Source organism: Mycobacterium mantenii, assembly GCF_001667865.1.
GTDB lineage: Bacteria > Actinomycetota > Actinomycetes > Mycobacteriales > Mycobacteriaceae > Mycobacterium > Mycobacterium mantenii_A.
Map to the genome: position 1 here is coordinate 38,949 of NZ_LZJP01000110.1, position 16,008 is coordinate 54,956.

Consider the following 16,008-nt stretch of genomic DNA (forward strand, 5'->3'; position numbering starts at 1 on the left):
ATCGACGAATTTTTAAGAAAACGAGCCGGTTCTTAGGGAATCGTGATCGAGATCGTGACGCGATTGTTATCTGGAGCCGGGCCGTCCGTCGCCGTCCGCGGCGTGGTGCCCGTCGGTGCTGGGCGGAGCCATGGTCTGCAGCCACGTCTCGACGTCGGGGCCGACGACCACCGCGTGACCGGACGCCAGCAGCGCCCCGGCGCCCAGCGCGGCGACCGCGGGTTCCACAGTCCGCACCTGTCGGCTATCACCTTGTTGGGCAAGCAGTTTGGATGTCAGGTCGGGTAACCGGATGGCGTCCGGGCCGGTGATGATGCGCGGCGTGTGTGACTGTCCCAGGGCCGCCTCGACCAGCACGTCGGCGACGGTGTCGGCGGCAATGGGCTGAATCAGCCAATCCTCGACGATCACCTCTTTGGCGTTGCAGGTGACGGCGTCGTGGTTGGTGGCGAATTCGTACCACTGCGTCGACTTGACGATCGTGGTCGGTACCGGCCCGTCGAGCAGGATGTCCTTGGCCTCCCGCTTGGCTTCGTAGTAGGGGAAGCCGTCGAACACGGGATCTTCGATGCCCGCGATCGTCGACACCACCAGGCGCTGCACGTCCTGCCTGGCGCATGCGCCGACGATGTTGCGCGAGGCGGTGGCCAGCGTCTGGCTGATGTCGGACCGGCCATCGGGCGGCACCGGATTGGATACGTCGATGGCGACGTCGACTCCCTGCAGCGCCCGCGAAAGCTCGGGCCCGTTGAACAGGTCGACGCCATGCTCACGCGAGATCTCCACGATCGTGACGTCGCGGGATTTCAGTCTGGCGACTACGCGGGACCCGGCGGTGCCGGTCGCCCCTATTACGGCGATGGTGGTCAATGCCCTTACCCCCTTCGGGGCCGTTTCTACCCGCTAAAAACCCGTTCAAACCGATGGATTTCTCCGCACGTGCGTGAGCTCAAGCCTCACCTGCGGCTGACGTGATCACGCGCACATCGCGGGCCGACCGTGCAGGGGCGATGCGGGCCGGGCCGTTTGACACGCCCGGCCGGGGGAACGCCCTAAGTGCCATCGAGCGCAAGCTCGGTAACCACCGAGAGGGAGGTCGAACCCATGGGTGATGACAAGAGCGGGCCGGAAGAAGCGGTCAAGGGCGCCGTCGAGGGCGTGAAAGGGAAGGCCAAAGAGGTCGGCGGGGCCGTGCTCGGCCGTGACGACATGACCAAAGAAGGTCAGGCCCAGCAAGACAAAGCGGATGCCCAACGCGATGCGGGCAAGAAGGAAGCCGAAGCCGAGTCGGCACGGGCCGGCGCGGAGGCCGCCGAAGAGCGTCAGAAGAAAAACCAGTAAGCCGCCCGCACAGGGGCCCGGTCCGATTGTCGGGCCGGGCCCTTCTCGCGCGCGGGGCATGCCGGTGGCCTGGACCGCCAACCGATCGGTTTCAAGCCGCCGTGCCGGGTAATCCCGGTTTAAGTCGCCGTTGCATGCGCGCGTGGATGAGCGAGGTGAAGATGGGCCTGGGAGATCGGGTGGCGAGCGTGGTCGCGTTTCTACGTGCCGGTTACCCCGCGCGCGCGCCGGACGCCGGCTACGCGCCGCTGCTGGCGCTGTTGCCGCGGCGCGTGTCCGACGACGAGGTCGTCGCCATCGCCGAAAGACTCCTGACGCCCTGGCGTCGCCCGATCGATCTCCCTATCGACAGCGCCGACGTCGGCGTGGAGATCATCGGGATCACCGACGAGATGCCTTCCGCCGACGATATCGAGCGTGTCCTGTTCGCGGTGCAATCGCGCCGCAATGGCGGCTGAGCCCTCAAACCCGTTGCAGGTCAACCACCAATGGCCGGTGGTCGGAAATGGTCATGAGGTCGGCCTGGACGGCACCGCCCCGTAATCGGCGATCGTCGGTCAAGATGTGGTCGAGCTGGCGGTTGGGTACGTCCGCGGGAAACGTCTTGGCAGCGGCCAACGCCCGCATGCCCGACCAGCGGCGCACGGTCTGCGGGGTCATGTTCAAGTCGCCGGTCAACAGCCGCGGTCCCGGGAAGCCGCGCAGGTCATGAATCAACCGGCGCAGCTGGCGCCGGTTCCAGCCCGGAACGAAGGACAGGTGCGTGTTGGCCACCGTGAGTCCGCCGAACGGGGTGTGCAGCTGCGCGATGACCGCCGCGCGGGGCTCCTCGTCGACGACCATGACCCGGTTGGGCCCCGGCAGATACATCGGAAATCGCATCGGTATGCGGGGTAGCCGCACCACCTGCCAACTGGAGACCGGGTATCGGGACAGCAGCGCGATACCGTATGCGGCGGTGCCGGGTGTCTCGCGGCCGGTGGCGGCCATCCAGGTCGCGCCCGGTGTGCCCGAAATCGCCGCCACGAAGCGGTGTTCCACCGCGCCCATGGCTTCAGCCGCGGCGGCGGTCAGGTCGGCGCGTTCGGAGCGCGGCTGATCGCAGTCGACCTCTTGCAGGCTGAGCACGTCCGGGTCGAGGCGCTTCACGCAGTCACGCAGCCGCGCGACGACGACGCCGTCACCGACGGTGCGCCCGTGCAAGATGTTGAACGTCGCCACACGCATAGGTTTTCACCTACCCACTTTCCCCCTCGTGCAGTCACCGCGGCACGTCCGTCCTTGGATCAGCGCGCGCCGGGGACCCCCTCGCGAGCGGCCACCGAGCGGCCGTCGCCGGTGTCGAACACTTCGATGACGACATCGCTGTCGCGGTAGCGGCCCATCGACGTCAGGCCGGGCGTTTGCGCGATGATGTCGTGGGCCGCGTCGCCGGTGAGTGGGTAATCGGCCACGGGGTGACGCCAGTGCGCGGCAACGATATTGGCGCCCGGCGCCATCCTCGGACACTCTCGGCGCAGCACCTCGGCCAACGTCTCGGCTTCCAGGTAGTAGGCGACCTCGCTGAGCACCAGCAGGTCGTACGGCCCGCCGGGCCACGCCTCGTCGAGCGACGAGCGCAGCAGCGTTACCCGCTCGCGGCAGCCGGCCTCGCGCAGCCGGGTGTCCGCGCCGCGCAACGCCGCCTCGGCGACATCCACGGCGGCCAGGTGGTCACAGCGCTGCGCCAGCGCGGCGGTGAGCGTTCCGATCGAGCAGCCCGGCTCAAATCCGTTTCGGTATCGGCGTTTCGGCAGCAGCCCGAGGGTGATCGCATACTTGCGTTGTTCGTACCACCGGGTCGACAGCTGCCACGGATCATCCGTGCGGACATACATCTCGTCGAAGTAGGCGTCGGGCAGCCGTGCGGTCACCGAAATACGACCTCGCCCACCGCGAGCAGCCGGGGAAGTACGAAGCCCGGCAGTACGGGTGCCGATTGGCTTGCGTTGGGCTCGAACTGACTTCGATAGAGATGCGCCGCCCGGCGCTTGCGCTCCATCGCCCAGCCGGGCGCCGGCGCGCGGTACGCCTGGTCCCACGGCACCGCGGGGTCGGCCGGAAGCGCCCAATGCCACATCCACACCGGGTATTCCAGCAGCGCGGCGCCGGTGCGCGCACATGCGGTCGCGGCCGCGCGCCCCACGGCTTCGTGATCGGGATGGCCGTCGCCCCGCCATGTCGCCGCGCACCAGGTCGCAGGACCGGCGGCCTCGAGGATCTCGGTCAGCGTCTCGGTGAGCCCGTCTTCGTGATCGGCCAGTTCACCGTCTGGCAGCCCCAGTGATATCGGCGCGCTCGTCCCTAAAAGGCTTGTTGCCCTGCGTAATTCGTACTTTCGGGTGGTTTCCATACGAAGCCGCTCGCACGCCGACGCGCCGGGGTGTGCGGCCCCGCCGTCGCTGACGCAGACCACCTGGACGGCGACTCCCGCCGCGGTCAATTGGGCGATCGTCGCACCCAGGCCCAGCGTTTCGTCGTCGGGGTGCGGGGCGACCACGATCAACTCTGGACACTCCGTCGGGTCGAGGGCAGGCAGGGGCCTATCCGAAAACGAGGCCAGCCACAGCGGCGCCGGGGTGCCGCTGTGGGTCAGCGGCTTGACCGCGAATCTGGCGCAGTTGCCCGCCTGCAGGGTTTTCATGGGGTCCTCATCGCCTGCCGGCCCGCCAGCCGCCCGAGTTCGGCCAGATCCCGTTCGGCGTGGCTTTGCCGGATGTAGATGCTCAGGTCGGCGACCCGTTGCGCGTGCCGGCCATCCTGGCACAGCGGGCCGGGTCCCAGCGCGCGTCCGGTGCGGGTGATGGCTTCGTCGACCGCGTGTTCCACCACCGTGCGGACGCGGCGGGCCAGCAACTGCGCCCGGCCGGACCGGTCGAACGGGTCGTCGTCGACCTGACTAGCGGCCACGGCCAGTATCGCGTCGCTGGCGGCCAGCGCGGCATCCACGGCGCCCAAGTGCGCCAGCGAATAGGCATCGGCCGATTGGCTTGCGGCGCAACGATATAGCGGATCGGCGACCCTGCGGGCGCCGCCGAGCCAGCAGGCGGCCACGCCGATGGCGCCGTGCCAGAACCCGGGCCGGGTCAGATAGTCGCCGGGATCGCCCACGGCCACGGCATGAGTGTTGGTGAACTGGACCGGCCGGGTGTCGCTGCCGGCCATCCCTGCGTTCCACCAGGTGCTGGGCAACGCCTTCACCGCAGGGTCGGTCGCGGTCACCGCGAACAGGCCGCGGGCGCCGTCGTCGAGCCGCGCGGTCACCAGCGCGTGGGTGCAGAACCCCGCGCCCGAACACCACACCTTGGTGCCGTTGAGCACGAAGGCGCCGTTGGTGTCGGTCGCGGTCAGCACCGCGTCGGGGGCTTCGGCCGCCCACACGCCCCACAGCTGTCCCGGCTCGGGCGGCTTGCCGCCCAACTCATGCAGTATCGCGACGGCATCCACATGTGCCTCGGCGACCCGGGCCGCGACGATGTTGTCCTCGGCCAGCTGGGCCAGCCGTTGCCAGCGCTCGGCGGTGCGTCCGGAGGCGGGTAGCGGAAGCTCGAGTCGTCCCGACTCCAGCCAGTGTTTGACCAAACCCGCCGTCACACGCAATCACCCGCCGCCGATCTCCCCAATTGCCTGAGGTGATGGGCGAATCCCATGGGGGCCCGGCCCTGGGTTCGCGCCGAAGTGATCACCGACAATTCGGTGTCTCGATGTATGCGATAGCCGGCGGCTTCGAACCGCCCGACCAGATCGACATCCTCGCCCGTGGGCAAGGTGCGAAAGCCGCCGACACGCCAGTACGCCCGGGCGCTGAAGCCCATGTTGGCGCCGTGGATGTGCTCGTGATCGTCGTCCCGTTGTATTGGGTCCGCTTGGTAGCAACGCAGATAGCGGTCGACGACGTCGGCGTCGTGGTGACGCCAGTCGCTGACGCGCACGACGCCCAGGACCATGTCCGCGCCCACGCCCAGCTGATGGACCAGCCAGCCCGGATCCACCCGGCTGTCGGCGTCGGTGGTGGCAAACCAGCTTCTGGAGTCGTCGCCCAATAGTGATCGGGCGTAACCGAAACCGACGGCGCGCGCCGTGCCGACGTTGTGCACGTCGACGCTGATGAAGTGCACGTCGGGGCCGTACTCACCGGCCAGCTCGGCGCTGCCGTCGTCGCAGCCGTCCAGCACCACCACGATGGTGACCGGAATCGGCGCACACAGGGCGGCGGTGAGCACCGCGCGCAGACATGACGGCAGCTTTGCCCGTTCGTTGTGGGCGGGGATCACTACGGCGGCAGCGTCATAGGCGCGTGGCGCGGCGGTTGACATAACCCCAAGATTTCCCAACTGGGCGTAAGTTAAACAGCCTTGACACCCGTTCCGGGTGCCCCCGGCCCGTTCCAGGTTGCCCCCACCGCAGGCCGGGTATGACCTATGCACCATGGCAGCCACTGACGCCCAGACCGGCGCGACCGCGTGTATTACGCCGTTACGCGCCGCGCTGCGCAGCGCGGCGTCGGCACTCAAGGAGAACGGGCCGCGCTTCGCCCTCGCCGGCAGCTACGCGTTATGGGCTTACGGCGCACCGGAACCCAGCCATGATGTGGACCTGGTGGTGGCGGAGCCCGATGTGGAAACGGCCGTGGCGACCCTGGCCGGCGCCGGGTTCGCCATCGAGCGCCCGCCGGAGGATTGGCTGTTCAAGGCCCGCAGGGCCGACATGCTGGTCGACGTCCTGCACCGGCTCAACGGAGTGCCCGTTGATGCCGGGATGCTGGACCGCGCCGAACAACACGACGTGCTGGCCATCAGCATGCCGGTGTTGCCGCCCACCATGGTGCTCGTCCAGCAGCTGCGGGCGCTGAACGAGCATTACTGCGATTTCGCCAGGTTGCTGCCCGCCGTCCGCGCGGTGCGCGAACGGCTCGACTGGGAGGCCATCACGGCGCTGACCGCCGACAACGATTACGCGGTCGCGTTTCTGGTGCTGGCCGACCGGCTCGGCCTGACCGGTCAGTGATTACGCAGTTTGGCGACGAGCTTGTCTTTGGTCAGGCTCGAATAGCCGGACATGCCAAGCTCTTTGGCGCGCTTCCTGAGTTCTGGCACGGTCCAGTCCTGGTAAGACCCGGACTTGCCGCCCTTGCGGGCCACCGAAGACTTACCCCGTCCGGCGGCCGCATTCGAAATCCGTGCGGCCTTCTCCTTCGAGTCGCCCTTCTTGCGGAGGTCCTGGTACAGCTTTTCATTCTTGATCGACGAACGCGGCATGATTCATCCTCCTGTCCACGATGAGCGTCCTAACTGTGCTGAATGCCCGCCCCGGCCGCTTCAAAAACCACGTACTAGGCCGGTATCGGGTCGGTGCGCCGCTCCCAGCAACGGTGCCGGGCCAGCGCGGCGGCGAATTCGTCCACGAAGCGGTCCGGCAACTCGTCGGCGGCGGCCGTGGTGGTGATGACGGCCTGATCCTCGAGCACGTCGGTGTCCTCGGCCAGCCGATTGGTGATCCCCGCGGTGCGCAGCAGGTCGACGCCCGCCCCGTAGGCACCGATGGGCTTCAGATGTTTGTAGGCCTCGGTGACGAAATGCACGGCATAGCCGTCGTTGGACAGGGTCGCTATTGAGCGCGGCCCGCACGCCACCACGACGGCGTCGTACAGCACCGACGCCATCGTGGTGAACGATCGGTCGACGGCCAGTTCACCGCCGGATCCACCGGCCAGCATGCCGCCGGCGACCGGGGCCAACACCTCGACCACCGCGCCGCGCTCGCCCATCTGCTCGATGAAGCGTTTGGTCCCCACCACGTCGACTCCATCGGCGGCCAGGACGGCGATCTTGCGCGAGGCGATGGTGTCGCTGACACCGATCTGGGAGAGCGCCGGTGACGCGCCCACCCGGTCGTCCACCGGCTCCTCGGGCGGGGTGGGCAGCCCCAGCTTCGCGGCGACCTGGCCGGCCAGCCCGCCGTCGACGCGCGCGAGTTGTTCCACTACGCCCGAACGGATCTCGGGGACTTCGACCTTGCCGAGTTCGAAGGCGAACGCGGCGACGATGTGTTCGGCCTCGACCGGCGACATGCTCTGCCAGAACATGCGCGCCTGGCTGTAGTGATTCTCGAATGACTTGGCGCGCTTGCGCATTGCCTGCCCGTCCACCCGCTCGGTGTAGTGGCGGAACACGTTCTCGTCCGCCAGTGCCGGGCAGCCGCCGCCGATGCTGTTCTTGAAGTAGCTGGTGCGGCCCTGCGGGATCGCATGCTGTCCGTAACCGTCATGCTGGTTGGTCCGGACCTCGGCCACCGGCCGGTTGACCGGCAGCTGGGCGAAGTTGGGACCGCCCAGCCGGATCAGCTGAGTGTCCAGATAGGAGAAGTTGCGGAACTGCAGCAGCGGATCGTTCGTGAAATCGATGCCGGGCACCACGTTCGCCGTGTGGAACGCCACCTGCTCGGTCTCGGCGAAGAAGTTGTCCGGGTTGCGATTCAACACCATCTTGCCCACCGGCCGGACCGGAACCTGTTCCTCGGGAATGATTTTGGTCGCGTCAAGCAGGTCGAAATCGAACTTGAACTCGTCCTCCTCGGCGACCAGCTGCACGCCGAGCTCCCATTCCGGGTACTGGCCCGACTCGATCGCCTCCCACAGGTCGCGGCGGTTGTAATCGGGATCCTTGCCGGCGATCTTCTGGCATTCGTCCCAGATCAGCGAGTGCACGCCGAGCCGGGGCTTCCAATGGAACTTCACGAAAGTTCCTTCACCACTGCTGTTTACCAGCCGGAAGGTGTGCACGCCGAAACCCTGCATCATGCGGTAACTGCGCGGCAACGCCCGGTCCGACATCAGCCACATGATGGTGTGCAGGGTCTCGGGCTGCAGCGACACGAAGTCCCACAGCGTGTCGTGAGCCGACTGCGCCTGCGGAATCTCGTTGTGCGGCTCGGGTTTCACCGCGTGCACGAAGTCGGGGAACTTGATGCCGTCCTGGATGAAGAACACCGGGAAGTTGTTGCCCACCAGGTCGTAATTGCCTTGTTCGGTATAGAACTTGGTGGCAAACCCGCGCACGTCGCGGACGGTGTCGGCCGATCCGCGTGACCCGGCGACCGTCGAGAACCGGACGAACACCGGAGTCTGAACGCCCGGAGTGATCAGGAATTTCGCCGCCGTATAGTCCGCCAGCCAGTCGTCGTACGGCTCGAAATAACCGTAGGCGCCGGCCCCGCGCGCGTGCACCACCCGCTCCGGAATGCGCTCGTGGTCGAAGTGGGTCATCTTCTCCCGGGCGTGGAAGTCCTCCAGCAGGGTGGGGCCCCGCTCGCCCGCAGTCAGCGAATCGTCGGTGTGGTCAACGCGGACGCCCTGTTGCGTGGTCAGGTATCCGGTGTCGCGGCGGAACCGCGCCGGCTCCAGGTCGCGCTGTTTTGGATTCTGTTCTGTGGCCATGCCGTGTCGGGTACCACCGCCCGACCGGTGCAAACGACACGAATGCGGCCCTATCCACCACGACGACGGTTGCCTACCATTGACAGGGGTAGTCGAAAGTGGTGATCCAGACGGCTGAAGTCGGCGACCTTCGTGGCGTCGTAGCTATCGGTGCATCGGCCGGCGGGGTCGAGGCGCTATCTAAGCTTGCCGCCGGGTTGTCGCCGGACCTGCCCTACGCCTACCTGATGGTGCTGCACGTGCCCGCCGGTGCGCCCAGCATTCTGGCTCGCATCATCAATCGCAGCGGTCCGCTGCCGGCGGTGGCTGCCCACAACGGCATGCCGCTCGAGCCCGGACACATCTACGTCAGCATCCCCGACCGCCATCTGCTGGTCGTCGATCATCGCGTGCTGCTGTCGCAGGGGCCGACCGAAAACGGGCACCGACCCGCGATCAACGCGTTGTTTCGATCGGTGGCCTTGACGTTCAAAAGTCAGGGGATCGGCGTGCTGCTCTCCGGCGTGCTCGACGACGGCGTGCTGGGAATGGCCGCCATCCGCTCGTGCGGCGGGACCACCATCGGCCAGTCACCCGAGGACGCGTTGTTCCCGGCGATGCCGACCAACGCCGCAGACGCGGGCGTGGTGGATCGGCAGGCCGCGGCGGCCGACATCGGCGCGGTCCTCAAAGAGCTGTCGCAGCGAGAGATAGAGGATCCTGAAATGGAGCCCGACGCCACGATGGAATTGGAGAACCGGATCGCCATGACTTCGCGGTTCTCGACCGGTTTCGACACCCAAGAACTGGGCGCGCCGTCCGGCTATACCTGCCCGGACTGCAACGGCTCGCTGGTGGCCATCAGCGAAGGCAACTTTCGCTGCCACGTCGGCCACGCCTGGACGGGTGACGCCCTGCTGAGCGCCCGCGACGACGAGGTCGAGGGAGCCCTGTGGGTGGCGCTGCGCAGCCTGCAGGAAAAGGCCAGGTTGGCCCGGGACCTGGCCGGCAAAGCCGAGCCCGGCCTGCTCCTTCAGCGCTACACCGCGATTGCGGAGGAAACCGAGCGAGCGCTGATCGTGCTCAGCGACCGATTGTCCGCCACCGCCCCTCATCGGGGTGAGACCGATGAATGAGCGCGATCCCGCCGTCCGGATCGACCTGGAATCCGATCGGGACGTGCCGATCCTGAAGGTGGAGGGCGTGCTTGACAGCTCGACCTATCGAACCGTCCGCGACACCGTCATCAAGGCCGCGATCGACGAGCCTCGCGCGGTGATCGTCGACGTCGACGGTCTGCGCGCGCCATCCGCTTCGGCCTGGACGGTGTTCACCAGCGCGCGCTGGCATGTCAGCGTCTGGCCCGACGTGCCAATCCTGTTGGTGTGCGCCCAGCCGGAGGTGCGGCGCGCGATAGCCGCGGCCGGCGTCACCCGATATGTGCCAATACATTCCACCCTGGAACTTGCGCTGGACGCCGTGCAAAGCCAATCCCTGCAGGTACGGCGGCGGGCACGCACCGAGCTGGCGCGAAACATCAGCAGCCTCGACGTGGCTCGCGGTGTGATCGACGATTGGCTCACCCAATGGGACATCCGGGAGGTGATCCCGGTTGCGGCGACGGTGGCGACCGTCTTCGTCGAGAACGTGCTCGACCACACCGAGAGCGCACCGGTGCTGATCGTCGAGAGTTATGACGACACCGTGACGGTCGCGGTCGAGGACCACAGCTCGTATCTGCCGGGCCGCCACGAGGACGCCGACCGCGGCGCCGACATCGTTTCCGGACTGGCCATCGTGTCCGCGCTGTGCCGGGTGTGGAGCGCCACTCCCACATCGTCGGGCAAAACGGTATGGGGATTGGTCGGCCGGGAAAACCGGTTCTGACGCCACCGGTCCGGACGCCGCGAGTAGTGTTCGAGTCCTTCGGTGAACCGCTTATCGGGACGGGACTTGCATGGACGCCACGACTGACGAGGCTTTCGAGGCGCTGCTGCGCTATATGCGCGATTCCCGCGGTTTCGACTTCACCGGGTACAAGCGCACCTCGTTGATGCGCCGCGTCCGGCACCGGATGGATCAGGCCGGTTACACCACGTTCGAGGAGTATGTCGACTTCCTGCAGGCCAGTTCGGATGAATTCACCTCACTCTTCAACACCATCCTGATCAACGTCACCTCGTTCTTCCGCGACCCGGATGCCTGGGAGTTCGTCAGCACCGAGGTGATTCCGCGGCTGCTGGCCGAGCGTGGGCCCGACGACCCGATTCGGGTGTGGAGCGCCGGTTGCGCCGCGGGACAGGAGGCCTACACGCTGGCCATGCTGCTGGCCGAGGCGCTGGGATTCGACGGATTCCGGCAGCGGGTCAAGATCTACGCCACCGATGTCGACGAGGACGCGCTCACCGAGGCGCGCAGCGCCTCCTACGATGCCAAGGCGGTCGAATCCGTACCGCCGGACCTGCTGGCGCGCTACTTCGAACAGGTCAACGGCCGCTACATTTTTCACAAAGACCTGCGGCGTGCGGTGATCTTCGGCCGCAACGATCTGGTCAAGGACGCGCCGATCTCGCGCGTCGATCTGCTGGTGTGCCGCAACACCCTGATGTATCTCAACGCGGAGACGCAGCGAAACGTGTTAGCACGCTTGCATTTTGCACTCGCACCGCAGGGGACCCTGTTCCTCGGGCACGCCGAGATGCTGCTGAGTCACGGCGACCGGTTCACTCCGCTGAACCTCAAGCACCGCATCTTCCGCAAGGCGGCCGGGTCCCACGGCGGCGTGGATCGCTACGACCCGAATGGCGTGTTCTACGAACGCCACGCCGATCTGCCCGGCCTGACGACGGTGCGCGACTTGGCTTTCCGGGCCAGCCCGGTGGCGCAGATCGTGGTGACCGGCGAGGACACCGTCGCGATGATCAACCAGCAGGCGGAGAGCATCTTCGGGCTCTCGGCGCGCGACATCGGCAGGCTGCTGCGCGACCTCGAGATCTCCTACCGCCCCGTCGAGCTGCGCGCCTACCTGGAGCAGGCCAAGGTGGAGCGGCGCTCCGCGCGGATCCAGGACGTCAAATGGCAGCGGCCGGGTGCCGAGACGGTGTGGTTCGAGATCCACGTGAACCCGCTCGTCGACGCCGAGAACGGTCTGCTCGGCGTGTCGATCGTCTTCTTCGACGTCACCGCGACGCGTGCGCTGCTGGATAAGGTCGTCCAGACCAACCGCCAGCTGGAGGCGGCCTACGAAGAGCTGCAGTCCACGAACGAAGAACTCGAGACCACGAACGAGGAACTGCAATCCACGGTCGAGGAACTCGAGACCACGAACGAGGAACTGCAGTCCACCAACGAAGAACTCGAGACCATGAACGAGGAGCTGCAGTCCACCAACGACGAACTGCACACCATCAACGACATGCTGCGCGAACGCAGCCTGGAACTGGACGACGCAAAGAACTTCCTGGACTCGCTGATCGACTCGGTCGACATGGGCATGGTGGTGGTCGACCGGGAGATGAAGGTGATCCTGTGGAACCGGGGCTGCGAAGAGCTCTGGGGACTTCGGGCCGACGAGACGACCGGGTCGCGGCTGACCGCGTTGGACATCGGCCTGCCGCTCGATGGCGTGCGGCCCTTGATCGGCAACGCCTTCGTCGACCCGGACAGCTCCGGCGAAGTGACGGTGGACGCTGTCAACCGGCGGGGCCGCCCGGCCCGGGTGCGAATCAAGTGCACGCCGTTCCGTTCGACTGAGGGGACGGTGGCCGGGGCGCTGCTGCTGCTGGACGTCGTGGAATAGACGGCGTGGATTAACCGCCGGGGATCTCGCGGCGCGAGACTTGCCGCTCCCGCCGCGTGGATGCCTCCTCGGCCGCCTGATGTGCCAGTTGCGCGCGGTAGCGGGACTCCTCGGCGCTGCGTTGTGCCGCGGCCACCGTTTCCTGCGTGGCGCCGAACCCCACCTTCAGCTCCTGGCGGCGGCGTTCGAGTTCGGCTCCGCGCAGGCGGGCCAGTTCGCCCCGCGCCTCGGCGCTGTTGGTCTGGTATTTCGCCGACAGCCGGCCGAAGATGTCGCACGCGGCGACGGCCGCATCACCGTCGGCCGCCGGATCCGGTGCCGGCGGTTCCCGCGGCTCGGGGAGTGGCGCCCCTCTGACAATGCCTGCCAGGACTGCGCCGATCTCGTCGATTCGCAACACCAGGTCGGCGCCGGCGCGCGCGGCCGCGATCGGCATCGACGGGTATTGGGCGGTCTCCGGGCTTTCGGCGATGACGACGGCGCCCGCCCGCTTCATCGCGGCGGTGCCCGCCGCGCCGTCATGCCCGGAACCCGACAGCACTACGGCAACGCTTCGCGGTCCGTACGAGCCGGCGATTGACGCAAGCAGGACGTCGAATATCTGTGTCTGATGCGCCGGGATGGCCTGCAGTTGACACCTTCCGTCCGATGTCAGTTGCAGCAGCATCCCCGGTGGACAGACGACCACCTGTCCGGATGTCAGCACGCCTCCGTCCTGTGCCCAAGCGACCGAGCGTCCGGCCTGCCGACTCAGAATGGCGGGCAGCAGGCTGTCGTGACCGCCCAGGTGCTGCTGTACGACGACCGCGGCGGGAAAGTCCGGGGGCAGATCCCGCAATACTCTCGACAGGGCCTCCAACCCGCCCGCCGATGCCAGCAGGACCGCCAGCTGGATGCCCGGGCCGTGCCCGTCAGTCGCCATTCCTTCAGTCTCCACCCTGTCGACTCACCGCACCACCGCGCGGACCACCGCGCGTTTCGGCTGCTCGTCGCGGGTCCGCCAGGCGAATGCCGGGCCATCATGCGAAGATGCCGCCATGCCCGTTTCGCCCCCAGCGGCGAGGGTATGCCAACTCGTATTGGTGCACAGACGAACGGCGCGCGGAGGAAATTGCAGTGAAAATTGCAATTGTCAGCGGCGATGACGTTAACGGGGAAGACCCGGAGCGGCTGGGTGCCGCGCTGGCGGACGAGGGACACGACGCAACGGTGTGCCTTCGACGCGCTGGCGGGCGGCGCACGGAGACGTTTGTTGACGGTTGCCGGCGCGTGTCCGTCCCTGTCGGCCCGCGGACGGCCACATTGCCGGCCGACGTGCTGCCGTACGTGGGGGAGTGGGCCGCCAAACTCGACCGGATGTGGTCAACCGAGCAACCCGACGTCGTGCACGCCTTCGGCTGGCTGGGCGGGTTGGCCGCGCAACTGGCCGCTCGCCGTCGGCATATCCCCGTCGTGCAGACGTTCCACGGGCTGGCCGCGACCTCGCGGGGCCAGGCCGGCACCGAACACCAGACCGAACGCGAACGCCTCGAGCCGCTGCTGGCCCGCAGCGCGAGTTGGGTGACCGGCGAGAGCAGCGACGACGTCGACGCGCTGGCCCGGCTGCGTCGCCGCCGGACCCGAGTGTCCGCCCTGACGTGCGGTGTGGACGCCGAGCGCTACACACCGACCGGTCCGATGGCATCGCGCAACGGCCTGCAGCGCATTTTGTACGTGACACCAAACCCGTTGTGGTGCAACGGCATCGATATCGCCATCCGCGCTTTGCCCAAGGTGCGTGGTGCGGAGCTGGTGATTGCGGAGAACGACGCCACGAATGAAGACCACGACGAGGCGCGAACCCGGTTGCGGAATCTCGCTGCTGAGCTGGGTGTGGCCGACCGGGTCCGCTTTGACGGCACGGTCGCCGATGACGAACTGCCGAAGTTGATCCGGTCCGCCGACGTGGTGGCGTTCACGCCTCGACGACCACCGCGGGCCGGCGCCGTGCTGCAGGCAATGTCGAGTGGGGTGGTCGTGGTCGTGGCGAACGTGGGTGTGCTGGCAGACGTCGTACTCGACGACATCACCGGGCTGGTAGTTCCGCCGGAGAATCCGGTCGGCTTGGCCGCCGCATTGAGAAAGCTTCTCGCGCAGAGCTTCCAGCGTCAGAGCATGGGTGCGGCCGGCCGCACTCGTGCCCAGTCGCGCTTCGCGTGGCAGCGGATCGCGCTCGACGCGCTGAACACTTACCGAAGCGTCGGGTCGCAAGGTCGGGCGCCGGTAGGCACGGCGGCGCGGTGATGCGGGCGCCTGTGGTATCGACCCGGGGCCGTCCATGACCACCATGACGAGCGGGATCGACGGCAAGCGCCAGGAGCTGAGCGCCGATGGTGCCGGCGAGGAGCCCGAGGCGACTCGGCCCGACTACTGCGCGGCGCGTCCTGCGCTCGGATCGGATTTCGGGATACGCCCGGTTACCGTGCAATACAAGCAATTCCGCTCCACCGACCCGGAGACCGCGCGGCGATTCTTCGCCGGCGCCTACCAACCGGGCTGGCGAATCTCGGGCCTTGCCAGTCACTGCGTGGTGTCGCACCGGCGCAGTGACGCCGGTTCGATGACGGTCGACGAGGTGATGATCCGCGGCCGGGCGGCACTCGAAATCCCGGCGACCGACACCATAGTGGTGGTCCAGCCCCGGGCGGGATCGTTGAGTGTCGCCGGCGGACTCGTGGCGACCCCGGACTTCCCGATTCTCGTCGCGCATGGCATGCCCTGCGGATTGCACTGCAACGGTGCACGTTTCGATGTGGTGACCGTCGAGGCCGACGTGCTGCACAAAGTCGCCGCGGACTGGCACACGTCGTTGGCGCAACAAACCCAATTCGTGAATTGGCGGCCGCGTTCCCTTGCCGCGGTGCAGGCGTGGCATCGAGCGCTGGACTATGTGGTCGCGACGTTGGCCGCCGCCGACACCGCGCAGCAACCGCTGATCACCGCCGGGATGGCCAGCCTGCTGGCCGGTGCGCTGCTCGAGTGCTACCCGTCCAACCTGACCAGGCACGACCCGGCCAGCGACCTTGCGCTGCCCGAATCGCTCAAGGAGGCGGTGTCGTTCATCCACCGTCACACCACCGAGGACATCGGCATCAGCGACGTGGCGGCCGCGGTGCATCTGACGCCCAGGGCCGTCCAGTACCTTTTCCGCCGGCAGCTCGACACGACCCCGACGGAGTACATGCGCCGCGTCCGGCTCGGGCGCGCCCATCAGGACCTGATGGCAGCAACCACCGCTACCTCTACCGTCACCGAAATCGCCCAGCGGTGGGGGTTCGCGCACACCGGACGGTTCGCCGTGCTCTACCGGCAGACCTACGGCGAGAGCCCGCACACCACACTGAGGCAACAGGTCTCGTCGTCCTGATGGCCCGGC

Annotated in this window: 17 protein-coding genes; 8 read left to right on the plus strand and 9 right to left on the minus strand. The window is 67.4% G+C overall.

Annotated features, from left to right (window positions below; all coding sequences use genetic code 11):
* Positions 1-66: 66 nt before the first annotated feature.
* Entirely contained in the window at positions 67-870 is an 804-nt protein-coding gene (locus A5688_RS20830; protein WP_067830941.1) for an SDR family oxidoreductase, read from the minus strand.
* Positions 871-1,104: 234 nt separating this feature from the next.
* Between A5688_RS20830 and mbp1 the strand changes: the two genes are divergently transcribed.
* Both mbp1 and A5688_RS20840 read left to right on the plus strand, forming a co-directional pair.
* Positions 1,105-1,341 (plus strand): microaggregate-binding protein 1, encoded by a 237-nt coding sequence (gene mbp1, locus A5688_RS20835; RefSeq protein WP_067830939.1) that lies wholly within the window; start codon positions 1,105-1,107, stop codon positions 1,339-1,341.
* Positions 1,342-1,487: 146 nt separating this feature from the next.
* Positions 1,488-1,799, plus strand: a complete 312-nt coding sequence (locus A5688_RS20840) for a DUF3349 domain-containing protein (RefSeq protein ID WP_347503042.1) — start codon at positions 1,488-1,490, stop codon at positions 1,797-1,799.
* Between the two features lie 4 nt (positions 1,800-1,803).
* Here the strand turns inward: A5688_RS20840 and A5688_RS20845 are convergent, their stop codons facing one another.
* The 5 genes from A5688_RS20845 to A5688_RS20865 are packed head-to-tail and all read right to left on the minus strand — an operon-like array spanning position 1,804 to position 5,696.
* Positions 1,804-2,568, minus strand: a complete 765-nt coding sequence (locus A5688_RS20845) for an endonuclease/exonuclease/phosphatase family protein (protein ID WP_067910493.1) — start codon at positions 2,566-2,568, stop codon at positions 1,804-1,806.
* Between the two features lie 59 nt (positions 2,569-2,627).
* The gene (locus A5688_RS20850) at positions 2,628-3,254 is read right to left on the minus strand and encodes an SAM-dependent methyltransferase (protein WP_242660275.1); all 627 of its coding nucleotides are present in this window, start codon (positions 3,252-3,254) and stop codon (positions 2,628-2,630) included.
* Positions 3,251-4,024 carry a PIG-L deacetylase family protein gene (locus tag A5688_RS20855; RefSeq protein WP_067910490.1) on the minus strand — a complete coding sequence of 258 codons (774 nt, stop codon included), beginning with the start codon at positions 4,022-4,024 and terminating at the stop codon, positions 3,251-3,253. The genes A5688_RS20850 and A5688_RS20855 overlap by 4 nt, the downstream gene beginning before the upstream one ends.
* Positions 4,021-4,974 (minus strand): acyl-CoA dehydrogenase family protein, encoded by a 954-nt coding sequence (locus tag A5688_RS20860; protein WP_067830928.1) that lies wholly within the window; start codon positions 4,972-4,974, stop codon positions 4,021-4,023. Before A5688_RS20860 ends, A5688_RS20855 begins: the two co-directional genes overlap by 4 nt.
* Positions 4,971-5,696 carry a glycosyltransferase gene (locus tag A5688_RS20865; protein WP_067910489.1) on the minus strand — a complete coding sequence of 242 codons (726 nt, stop codon included), beginning with the start codon at positions 5,694-5,696 and terminating at the stop codon, positions 4,971-4,973. The genes A5688_RS20860 and A5688_RS20865 overlap by 4 nt, the downstream gene beginning before the upstream one ends.
* A gap of 112 nt (positions 5,697-5,808) precedes the next feature.
* Here A5688_RS20865 and A5688_RS20870 point away from each other — a divergent pair, with 112 nt between their 5' ends.
* Entirely contained in the window at positions 5,809-6,387 is a 579-nt protein-coding gene (locus A5688_RS20870; RefSeq protein ID WP_067830922.1) for a nucleotidyltransferase, read from the plus strand.
* Here the strand turns inward: A5688_RS20870 and A5688_RS20875 are convergent.
* Together A5688_RS20875 and A5688_RS20880 are read right to left on the minus strand one after the other, a co-directional pair.
* A complete protein-coding gene (locus A5688_RS20875; RefSeq protein ID WP_067830916.1) occupies positions 6,381-6,638 on the minus strand; it encodes a DUF7218 family protein in 258 nt (85 codons plus the stop codon). The genes A5688_RS20870 and A5688_RS20875 overlap by 7 nt on opposite strands.
* A gap of 74 nt (positions 6,639-6,712) precedes the next feature.
* Complete coding sequence (locus A5688_RS20880) at positions 6,713-8,815, minus strand: catalase (RefSeq protein ID WP_067830913.1); 2,103 nt, start codon at positions 8,813-8,815, stop codon at positions 6,713-6,715.
* A 98-nt stretch (positions 8,816-8,913) separates the two neighbouring features.
* Between A5688_RS20880 and A5688_RS20885 the strand changes: the two genes are divergently transcribed.
* The 3 genes from A5688_RS20885 (at position 8,914) to A5688_RS20895 (ending at position 12,593) form a co-directional block, all read left to right on the plus strand.
* Positions 8,914-9,930 (plus strand): chemotaxis protein CheB, encoded by a 1,017-nt coding sequence (locus tag A5688_RS20885; RefSeq protein ID WP_067830910.1) that lies wholly within the window; start codon positions 8,914-8,916, stop codon positions 9,928-9,930.
* Positions 9,923-10,681: an STAS domain-containing protein gene (locus A5688_RS20890; RefSeq protein WP_067830908.1), complete on the plus strand. Its 759-nt coding sequence runs from the start codon at positions 9,923-9,925 to the stop codon at positions 10,679-10,681. The genes A5688_RS20885 and A5688_RS20890 overlap by 8 nt, the downstream gene beginning before the upstream one ends.
* A gap of 70 nt (positions 10,682-10,751) precedes the next feature.
* On the plus strand, positions 10,752-12,593 hold the full coding sequence (locus A5688_RS20895) for a CheR family methyltransferase (RefSeq protein WP_067910486.1): 1,842 nt from the start codon (positions 10,752-10,754) through the stop codon (positions 12,591-12,593).
* A 10-nt stretch (positions 12,594-12,603) separates the two neighbouring features.
* Here the strand turns inward: A5688_RS20895 and A5688_RS20900 are convergent, their stop codons facing one another.
* A complete protein-coding gene (locus tag A5688_RS20900) occupies positions 12,604-13,515 on the minus strand; it encodes a chemotaxis protein CheB (protein ID WP_067830903.1) in 912 nt (303 codons plus the stop codon).
* 194 nt (positions 13,516-13,709) lie between these two features.
* Between A5688_RS20900 and A5688_RS20905 the strand changes: the two genes are divergently transcribed.
* Together A5688_RS20905 and A5688_RS20910 are read left to right on the plus strand one after the other, a co-directional pair.
* Positions 13,710-14,876, plus strand: a complete 1,167-nt coding sequence (locus A5688_RS20905) for a glycosyltransferase (protein ID WP_067830900.1) — start codon at positions 13,710-13,712, stop codon at positions 14,874-14,876.
* A gap of 34 nt (positions 14,877-14,910) precedes the next feature.
* Complete coding sequence (locus A5688_RS20910; protein WP_067830897.1) at positions 14,911-15,999, plus strand: helix-turn-helix transcriptional regulator; 1,089 nt, start codon at positions 14,911-14,913, stop codon at positions 15,997-15,999.
* Positions 16,000-16,008: the final 9 nt, after the last annotated feature.

Bases quoted from the DNA above. Each gene is read 5' to 3' on its own strand.
- mbp1 (WP_067830939.1), top strand. From the start codon at position 1,105: ATGGGTGATGACAAGAGCGGGCCGGAAGAAGCGGTCAAGGGCGCCGTC.
- A5688_RS20840 (WP_347503042.1), top strand. From the start codon at position 1,488: ATGAGCGAGGTGAAGATGGGCCTGGGAGATCGGGTGGCGAGCGTGGTC.
- A5688_RS20845 (WP_067910493.1), bottom strand. From the start codon at position 2,568: ATGCGTGTGGCGACGTTCAACATCTTGCACGGGCGCACCGTCGGTGAC.
- A5688_RS20855 (WP_067910490.1), bottom strand. From the start codon at position 4,024: ATGAAAACCCTGCAGGCGGGCAACTGCGCCAGATTCGCGGTCAAGCCG.
- A5688_RS20865 (WP_067910489.1), bottom strand. From the start codon at position 5,696: ATGTCAACCGCCGCGCCACGCGCCTATGACGCTGCCGCCGTAGTGATC.
- A5688_RS20870 (WP_067830922.1), top strand. From the start codon at position 5,809: ATGGCAGCCACTGACGCCCAGACCGGCGCGACCGCGTGTATTACGCCG.
- A5688_RS20875 (WP_067830916.1), bottom strand. From the start codon at position 6,638: ATGCCGCGTTCGTCGATCAAGAATGAAAAGCTGTACCAGGACCTCCGC.
- A5688_RS20880 (WP_067830913.1), bottom strand. From the start codon at position 8,815: ATGGCCACAGAACAGAATCCAAAACAGCGCGACCTGGAGCCGGCGCGG.
- A5688_RS20890 (WP_067830908.1), top strand. From the start codon at position 9,923: ATGAATGAGCGCGATCCCGCCGTCCGGATCGACCTGGAATCCGATCGG.
- A5688_RS20895 (WP_067910486.1), top strand. From the start codon at position 10,752: ATGGACGCCACGACTGACGAGGCTTTCGAGGCGCTGCTGCGCTATATG.
- A5688_RS20900 (WP_067830903.1), bottom strand. From the start codon at position 13,515: ATGGCGACTGACGGGCACGGCCCGGGCATCCAGCTGGCGGTCCTGCTG.
- A5688_RS20910 (WP_067830897.1), top strand. From the start codon at position 14,911: ATGACCACCATGACGAGCGGGATCGACGGCAAGCGCCAGGAGCTGAGC.